Annotated in this window: 7 protein-coding genes; all 7 read left to right on the top strand. The window is 62.0% G+C overall.

Features of this window, described 5'->3' with window-relative positions; all coding sequences use genetic code 11:
• The first annotated feature begins 223 nt into the window (after positions 1-223).
• Entirely contained in the window at positions 224-472 is a 249-nt protein-coding gene (locus CZ674_RS09840) for a heavy-metal-associated domain-containing protein (protein WP_086992353.1), read from the top strand.
• Between the two features lie 239 nt (positions 473-711).
• Positions 712-2,538, top strand: coding sequence for a cytochrome c oxidase assembly protein (locus CZ674_RS09835; protein WP_234988543.1), 1,827 nt, complete (start codon positions 712-714; stop codon positions 2,536-2,538).
• Positions 2,535-4,781 (top strand): heavy metal translocating P-type ATPase, encoded by a 2,247-nt coding sequence (locus tag CZ674_RS09830; RefSeq protein WP_086992352.1) that lies wholly within the window; start codon positions 2,535-2,537, stop codon positions 4,779-4,781. Before CZ674_RS09835 ends, CZ674_RS09830 begins: the two co-directional genes overlap by 4 nt.
• A 65-nt stretch (positions 4,782-4,846) precedes the next feature.
• On the top strand, positions 4,847-5,857 hold the full coding sequence (locus tag CZ674_RS14615) for a helix-turn-helix domain-containing protein (RefSeq protein WP_086992351.1): 1,011 nt from the start codon (positions 4,847-4,849) through the stop codon (positions 5,855-5,857).
• 145 nt (positions 5,858-6,002) lie between these two features.
• Positions 6,003-7,085: an ArdC-like ssDNA-binding domain-containing protein gene (locus tag CZ674_RS09820; protein WP_086992350.1), complete on the top strand. Its 1,083-nt coding sequence runs from the start codon at positions 6,003-6,005 to the stop codon at positions 7,083-7,085.
• The gene (locus CZ674_RS09815; protein ID WP_086992349.1) at positions 7,085-7,987 is read left to right on the top strand and encodes a bifunctional DNA primase/polymerase; all 903 of its coding nucleotides are present in this window, start codon (positions 7,085-7,087) and stop codon (positions 7,985-7,987) included. The genes CZ674_RS09820 and CZ674_RS09815 overlap by 1 nt, the downstream gene beginning before the upstream one ends.
• Positions 7,984-8,676, top strand: a complete 693-nt coding sequence (locus CZ674_RS09810) for a DUF2637 domain-containing protein (RefSeq protein WP_200810086.1) — start codon at positions 7,984-7,986, stop codon at positions 8,674-8,676. The genes CZ674_RS09815 and CZ674_RS09810 overlap by 4 nt, the downstream gene beginning before the upstream one ends.
• Positions 8,677-8,805: the final 129 nt, after the last annotated feature.

Raw genomic sequence — 8,805 nt, 5'->3', positions numbered from 1 at the left:
TACGCTCGGCAATGCACCCATCAATCGGAAACCGACGACTCGCACAGCGACCGGACCGAATGAAGGGGACGGCCCGGTGTCGTCGTTACCCTGCTCTACGATCACGTCTGCCTCCTCCTATTAGCACTACAAGACGTAGTAACTCTACATGACGTAGTTGCTGCGAGTGTCCTGAGAGTTCCTGCATCTCGACATGTCGTAGACTTAGTAGTGATTGCGTCAGATGAAGCGAAAGGCTCATGCCCCGATGAATGAACTGGAGTTCCGCGTGAACGGAATGACCTGCGCCCACTGCGAGCAGGCGCTCACCGCTGAGCTCCTGAGGGTCGATGCAGTGATTGGCGCAGACGTCAACGCAGCATCGGGAGCGGTCGTGTTGCACTATGGCGACATGGTCGAACGGACGGCTATCGAAGGAGCCGTTTCGGAGGCAGGCTTCGAACTCGTGTCGTGGGAGAACGAAAGCTCTTGACTGCTGCCCTCTCGTCATCTCGCACTGCATCTTCCTCGGTCGACCCCGCGATCGTCGCACGGAATGCAGTACTCGTCCGTGTGGTTGCAGTCCTCTGCGGTGCGCTCGTCCTGGTTCCCGCACCGCTGGTCACAGTGCTCGTTGGGCAGGAGCCATACGACATGCTTCGCCGGAGCTTTCCGGGACTTGATGTCGGAGTTCTCACGGCAGTAGGTCAGGCCACCGCTGATGCTGCAGCAATGGTGACCGTCGGTGCGCTACTGACTCTGCTGTTCTTCCGGGACGCGCGAGGTCGAAACGCTGATCTTCTGCGAAGCCCGCTTGAACTGAAAGTGCTCCAAGTCAGCTCCGGGGTGTGGGCGTCTGCGGCGGCGGCAATGGTGTTTCTCACCATGCTCGATAGCAATGGGCAGCCCTTCGCCAGATTGGGGACATCGAGCTCCTTGTCATTTCTTTACGAGGCAAGCTCTTTCCCCAAGGCGTGGACAGTGACACTGCTGGCCGCCCTCGTGGTGTTCTTCTTCAGCATGTTCGTAGAACAGTGGACGGGGCTGCTGATTCCGCTATGGGCAGCCTGCTTCGGCGTGCTGGCTCCGGTTGTCGTCGGCCAGATCCTGGTTGGACCTGAACACGACTTCGGAAGCGACGCGGGCGTCTACCAGTCGCTCCTCACGAGCGCAGTATTCGGCGTGATCCTGCTCGCGGCGATCCGGGTCGCATCCGGTCGTTTGATCTCGCCTGAGATCCTCCCGCGACTGTTCTTGTTCCTCGTCTTCGCTCTGCCAGTCGTCGTCGGAGCCGATGTCCTTCTCGCATGGTTCAAGCTGACGGGAACCGGCCTTTTCGACTCAGTAACCGGCTGGCAGATCTTTGCACGATGGGTGTGTCTCGCGCTCATCTGCGGAGTGACGGTGTACGCATGGTCCATCTGGCGGCACCGGCGCATCAACGAGAAACGGCTCTCCCGCCTGCTCGGAGGTCTTGCCGTCGCGATCGCCGGTTGGGTGGGCATCACGGCCGCGATGACTCGCTTTCCACCTCCGCACTACTTCGTTCCCACGAGCATCTCGCAAGTTTTCCTAGGGTTCGAGGTGACCGAAGCGCCCACTCCGCTCGTATTGTTCACGCACTGGCGTCCGAATATCCTCTTCCTGCTTCTGTCGGTCGCCGCTGTGACGGTCTATCTCGTCGCGGTGAACACACTCCGTCGCCGCGGGGACGCATGGCCGGCAGGCCGGACCGTGGCTTGGATTGGCGGTTGGATCGTCGTGGCGTTCGTCACTAGCTCAGGCTTCGGCAAATACTCCGCTCCGGATTTCGGCATCCACATGATCGTGCATATGAGCCTGAACATGCTGGCACCGATCCTCCTCGTTATGGGCGGCATCGTCACGCTCCTCCTACGCTCAACGAGGTCGAACCCGAAACGACCTGCTGGGATCCATGACTGGGTCACCTGGGCACTGCACTGGCGTGTGCTTCGCTTCATCTACAACCCCTTGATCGTCTTTGCGCTGTTCGTCGGCTCGTACTACGGCCTCTACTTCTCGGGAATCTTCGGCGAGTACATGCGATTCCACTGGGCCCACCAGCTCATGAACGTGCACTTCCTCATCGCGGGCTACCTCTTCTACGGCCTGGTCATCGGCGTAGACCGGCCCCCACGACCCCTTCCTCACATCGGCAAACTCGGCTTCGTACTTGCCGCAATGCCCTTCCACGCCTTCTTCGGCGTCATCCTGATGTCCGGCGGGGACATCATCGCTGAAAATTTTTATCGCTATCTAGCCTTGCCCTGGGCCGACCTCAAGGCCTCCCAATACTTGGGAGGCGGCGTCGCCTGGGCAGGCGGGGAAATCCCTCTCCTCCTCGTCATCATCGCGCTCGGCGTGCAGTGGTCGAGACAGGACGCGAAGGACGCACGCCGCAAAGATCGTCACCTCGATGCGGGGCTCGATGACGAGTTCGACGACTACAACCGGATGCTTGAAAAGCTCAGTGCTCGACAAGCTCGCAACTTGCGAGGGCCACGAGTTCCCGGCACGGAGGAAGGCAGCAGCTCATGACGATCCAACAGAGCGCCACGGATCCCCTTCAACTCGATATCTCCGGCATGACCTGCGCCGCATGCGCGGGTCGAGTAGAGCGTGCCTTGGGGCAACTCGATGGGGTGACGGCAAGTGTGAACTACGCGACAGAACGAGCGATTCTCACTGGGCTCTCACCCGACGAGGCCGACCTAGCAGTGCGTCGTGTAGAGAAGGCCGGATACGGAGCGCGCGTTCACGACGATGCCGATGACGCCTGGTCGAGGCGCGCAACAGAAGTGAGGATCACATCCCTGCGGCGTAGGCTCCTCGTCGCCGCGATACTCACAGTTCCACTGATGGATATCACGATCGTTCTCGCATTGGTTCCGGGCTGGCGCTTCCCCGGCTGGGAATGGCTCTGCATTCTGCTCGCCCTACCCATCGTTACATGGGCTGCCTGGCCGTTCCACAAAGCCACACTCCGCAACCTACGCCACGGGAATGTCAGCATGGACACCCTCGTGTCACTCGGCATCGCAGCATCGTTCGGCTGGGCGGTCACCTCCCTTCTGCTCGGTATCGGGCAGGACGGCGCCGGATACTGGCTCGGCTTCGGAGCCACCCCGGAAGGTGCGAACTCCATCTACCTCGATGTCGCTGCCGGGATGACGACATTCCAGCTCGCTGGGCGCTACTTCGAAACACGCTCCAGAAGAAAAGCAGGAGACGTTCTCGGTGCGCTGGGTCAGCTTGCCGCTACCCACGTGCGCATTACCCGAGACGGCAGCGAAAGCATCGAACCGGCCGCGTCGTTGCGCGTCGGAGATACTTTCGTCGTCCTTCCAGGCGAGACAATTCCTGCGGACGGCACGATCAGTGCCGGATACGCATCAGTGGACACCAGCATGTTGACCGGGGAACCTGTCCCGAAAGATCTCAGTCCTGAAGACAGCGTCGTCGGTGGAACGATCAGCACGAACGGAAGACTAGAAGTACGCGCAACCTCTGTCGGAGCGCATACCCAACTTGCGCAGATGGCCGCGCTCGCCGAACAAGCGCAATCTCGTAAGGCCCGAGTGCAGACACTCGTAGATCGCATCACCACCTACTTCGTTCCAGCAGTCATTGCCCTCGCGATTCTCGTGACACTCGCATGGACGCTTGCGGGCACCGCATTCCAAGACGCCTTCGGCATCGGCATCGCCGTCCTGATCATTGCCTGCCCCTGTGCACTCGGCCTCGCAACGCCCACCGCGCTCATGGTAGGTATCGGCCGAGGTGCCAGCCTCGGCATCCTCGTCAAAGGACAAGACGCACTCGAGGCAAGCGGCACCATCACCACAGTCGTCCTGGACAAGACCGGCACACTGACCGCCGGAACCATGACAGTGACGGGCACAGCCACCGCGGAACACATCCAAGAACACGATTTACTCCGCATCGCAGCCTCAGTCGAGCAGGGCTCAGAGCACATCATTGCACGCGCAATCCTGTCCGCAGCAAAGAAGCAAATTACGGATCTAGAGTCCGCAACTGATTTCAATATCGTTCCCGGGAAGGGAGCGACAGCGACGGTCTCTGGCAAACTCGCCATTGTCGGCAACAGGGCGCTTCTGGCAGAGCATGGCGTAGCCCTGAACTCCAACGAACCGAACGGGATAGAACTTCACGAGAATCCCGCCGAGACCACGGTTTTTGTCGCGGTCGATGGGAAGCTGATCGGCGCTATCAACCTCGCCGACACCATCAAGCCTGGGGCCAAGAATGCCGTCGACGCTCTCCGGAAGCAGGGACTCAAAACCGTGCTCCTGACAGGTGACTCCAAGGCCGCAGGCGACTACACCGCCGCACAACTCGGAATCGACACCGCCCTCAGCGAGGTCCTTCCTACCGACAAAGCCGAAACCGTGCGTGCCCTCCAAGCCCAAGGAGAACGGGTCGCGATGGTCGGCGACGGCATCAATGACGCCGTCGCGCTCGCCGCCGCAGACCTCGGTCTCGCGATGGTCAACGGCTCGGACATCGCCCTCAAGTCCGCAGATATCATCCTTGTTCGAGACGATCTTGCAGTCATCCCGGACGCCATCGCGCTCTCCCGAAAGACGCTGAGAACAATCCGGGTAAATCTTGGTTGGGCATTCGGCTACAACGTCGCGGCAATTCCGATTGCGGCAGCCGGACTCCTGAACCCTCTCATTGCAGCGGGTGCTATGGCGCTGTCTTCCGTGCTTGTGGTCTACAACAGCCTTCGGCTTCAGGGTTTTTCGGGCTCCCGCTGATTTTGCCTCAAGTAGTCATGGTGGTGATGCGCGGAAGACCTTGTGCGGCGAGAGCTTGAGCGCAGATGGAGATGGGTGCCAGTGAGCGAGGACGACAGCGGCATGTACCTTTCCATGCCGCGACCACGATTTTTAACCAAGAGGTGGCCCCAGTTGCATATGGCTGTGTCAAGTTTGTTGTGGTTCGGAGCGGACAAGCACGACTACTGAGTGAAGATGATGAGTATCACGTTGCCGTCGGCGACATCGCGATTGTCAGCCCAAACACGATTTGCGGCACCATACCTCAAGAGTCGGTCTCAGCAACAACCGTATACGTCAATGAGGACTATGTGCTCGACCAACTGTTCTGGCAGCATGCTGATAAGTTCATTACTCGTAGAGACGTCGTCTGGTTTATCGAAACGCATTATCCTGAACCTATTCAGCTAATCCATTTCGGGGAGCGAGCCGTATTGAGGCTCTCGCGGATCTTGGATGAGCTGGCATGCCTCAGTGAAGGCGGGAATTCTGAAAGTAGACTTCATCGATTCCAAGCACTGCTTTCGATTTTTCTTGACGAAGTTGTTCCGACGTTGAAAGCCCGCAAGGAATCTACTGATCGATCTGGAGCAGGTGCCCAGAGTCTCGCACCTCTTCATCGTCCTACTAGATCTGAGGCGCGTAGTGTGGCGGAGCAGCTGCGCAGGAACATCTCACGCCGTTGGACCCTAAGCGAGCTTTCCCAGTCTGTTCATCTCTCAGAATCACAGTTACGGCGCGTTTTCATTGAGGCCTATGGAAAGACACCGTCTGCGTTCTTGAGGATACTTAGGACTGATCGTATGGCGGACTTGCTACGACAAACAGATCTGCCCATCTCTCGTATATGCCAAGAAGTTGGCTGGGAGGATCCCGCATATGGCTCGATGCAGTTTCGGCGACGGGCGGGGGTCAATCCGCAACGCTATCGCAAAAACTATAGGCGAACCCAGCCTGCTCAATCTACGACAGAAACGCCATGTTTCTCAGAGGATCCTGTCGCGAAAGCCAGCAGTCCGAGAGATGCTTTTGAACAGGTGGTAGACCAGGGCTGACCACGTCGGGTCCAGTGATGCACCTGACGGTCGCTCACAAACTTGTCCGTCGTCCGTCTCAATTGTCGTCTCTGAGTTCCTTCGCGCACCTTCTGGTCGCAGAGGTCACCCGCCGTGTGCGGAGCCTCGCGGAAGGAGGACAACGATGGCAACCACCGAGCAGCAACGCGCAGCACGCGATGCGAAGCTCGACGCCCTGCATGAACAGCTCACCGGCGCGGTGGAGTCGTTGGTGTCGGGTGAGGACTGGAAGCAGGCGTTGGAGTTCGCGGCCAGGTTTCGTGCTCGCTCGTTCAACAACACGCTGCTGATCTTCGTGCAGCATCAGGCCGCGTTCGAGGCAGGCCGGGTGCCGGAGCCGGTGCCGTCGTATGTGGCGGGGTTCAAACAGTGGCAGGCGCTCGGTCGGCAAGTCGAGAAAGGTCAGTCGGGGTACATGATCCTCGCCCCGGTCACGGGCCGGTTCGCGTCGTTCACGCCGAAGGTGGCGGAGTCGTGGCGCAGGCTCGGCAGGTTTGAGAAGCCGAAGCCGGGTGAGGCGGTGCGCTCCCGCATGGTCGGGGTTCGCCCCGCCTACGTCTGGGATGTCTCGCAGACTGCGGGCGATCCGATCCCTACACCACCGTCACCTCGGCTGCTCGAAGGTGAGGCGCCCGATGGGCTTTGGGAGGGCGTCGCCGCGCAGGTCGAAGCGCAAGGGTTCACGGTGATGCGAGTACCGCACGAGGGCATGATCCACGGCGCCAACGGCCTCACTGACTTCAGCGCGAAGACGGTGGCGGTGCGGGAGAACATGCCCGACGCAGCGCAAGTGAAGACCCTCGTGCATGAGCTCGCCCACGTCCTCCTCCACGGGCCTGACAATCCGGATGCGACGGGGCATCGCGGAATCGGCGAGGTCGAGGCGGACTCCGTGGCGTTGATGGTCGCTGCCACGCACGGCAAGGACACGAGTGATTACACGGTGCCGTATGTGTCGGGGTGGGCAGCGACGGTGCCGGAGAAGTCCCCGGTCGAGGTCGTCCAAGCCACCGGCGAAAGCGTCCGGAAGACGGCCGCCGCGATTCTCGATCAGCTCCCGACCGCGCAGATCGGCAACGGTGATCCTCCTGGTCTCGGCCGTGATCCCTCCGCGAAGAAGACTCCCGCGCCGATGGTCGATGCTGCGGCTGACTTGTCGGCCGAGGAACCCCGCCGCCCGGTCACCTCTTCGGCGAGGAGCCTGTGATGGGTGCCGTTGATCTGTTCTCCGAGGTCGGTCGGATGCCGCTCCCGCAGGCTGCGGCACGGTTCGCCGCTGCGGGAGTTCCAGTGTTCCCGTGTGTTCCTGGTGAGAAGCGTCCGCTGGTGCGCCGCGGCTTCCACGACGCCGCCACTGACCTTGCCCAGGTATCGGAGTGGTGGCGGCGGTGGCCGGCGGCAAACATCGGCGTCCCGACCGGCGCCGCGTCCGGGGTGGAGGTCGTCGATGTCGACCTGCACTCCACCGGCACCGGATTCCCAGCCTTCCGTGCAGCACACCGTGAAGGCCTTGCCGCAGGGTGGGCGGCGCTCGTGCGCACCCCCTCCGGCGGGCTGCACGCCTACTACCCGGCAGACCCAGAACGGTCACAGTCGTCGTGGCAGGCATCCGAGGCGCACATCGATTTTCGGGGTGACGGCGGCTACATCATCGCCCCACCCTCCCGTGTGCTGCGTCCCGGCGGGGTGCGGGCCCCGTATCGGCTGATCGTCGCCGGCAACACCCCGGCCCCGGTTGATGCGGCGCGGCTGCGTGACTTCCTCGACCCCCGCACCATGATCCGACTCGACCGCATCCGTGCGTCACGGTTTGAGCAGCGGGGTTCGGATGCGCAGGTGCTCGCGGGGTGGGTGGCGGGGCGTAGTGAGGGTGAGCGGAACCGGGGCCTGTTCTGGGCTGCCTGCCGCCTCGCCGAAGCCGGCACCCCACCCGATGCGACCCTCGAAGCCCTCGGGCCAGCGGCAGAACACGCGGGGTTGGGTTCGCGGGAGATCATGGCGACGATCCGCTCCGCCTACCGCACCACCCACCCCGTACCCCGCGCTGTCGACACCGTGTCCAATGAGCGGCGTCTCGTGCGTGAATCACCAGGGCGGGTGCTCTCATGAACGTCGCCGAGGTTGGGCAGCCGAGAGGGCGCCGGTTGGCGGTGGTGACGGCGATCACGGGCACCGTGTTCATCGCCGCTGGGGCATTCTGGCTATCGTTCACCGCTCTTGCTGATCTCGCGCGGCGGTCAGGGATTGATGAGGGGCAGGCGTGGGCGTGGCCGCTGATCGTGGACGGCATCATCGTCGTCGCAACCGTCGCCGTTGTCGCTCTCGCCAACCAGCACCGCGCCACCTGGTACCCCTGGACGCTTCTTGCCGCGGGGGCGGTGGTGTCGGTGACGGCGAACGCGATCCACGCGATCATCGCCGCCGACACCGATGTCCCCAGCGTGCTTGCCGCATCGGTCGCTGCGATTCCGCCGCTGGTGCTGTTGGCGATCACCCACCTGACCGTCATCCTCACCCGCCCCGCCACGACGACTACCGATGCGCGTGAGGAACCGCCGGGCCTGGGGCTGGGTGAGCGCACTGAGGCAGTGACCCGTGACGCCGTATCGGTTCTGGCAGACGCGCCGACGCCGACGTCGCCGGTCGAGGTGCTGCCGGTGAGTGCGCGGCGGGCGGAAGCGACTCGGCTTCGGGAGGTGGAGGGGTGGTCGAACAAGCAGATTGCCCGGCACCTGGGCGTGCATCCGTCGACCGTGGGGCGCTGGTTCGGCAGTGAAGTGAAGGAGGAGACATCGTGAACGACGTTGCAGAGATGAACCGTGCTGAGCCACCGGATGTTCGGCAGGGGTCGTTGGAGGGTTCGGAGGTGGAGGGGTCTGATGCAGGAACTGGTGACAGTTCTGGTTAGGCCGCGAGGGCCAGGTCGT

It is taken from the genome of Agrococcus casei LMG 22410 (genome assembly GCF_900163565.1).
Lineage (GTDB): Bacteria > Actinomycetota > Actinomycetes > Actinomycetales > Microbacteriaceae > Agrococcus > Agrococcus casei.
The sequence above is the reverse complement of the archived record's forward strand: the minus strand, read 5'-3'. Positions and strand labels throughout refer to the sequence as shown.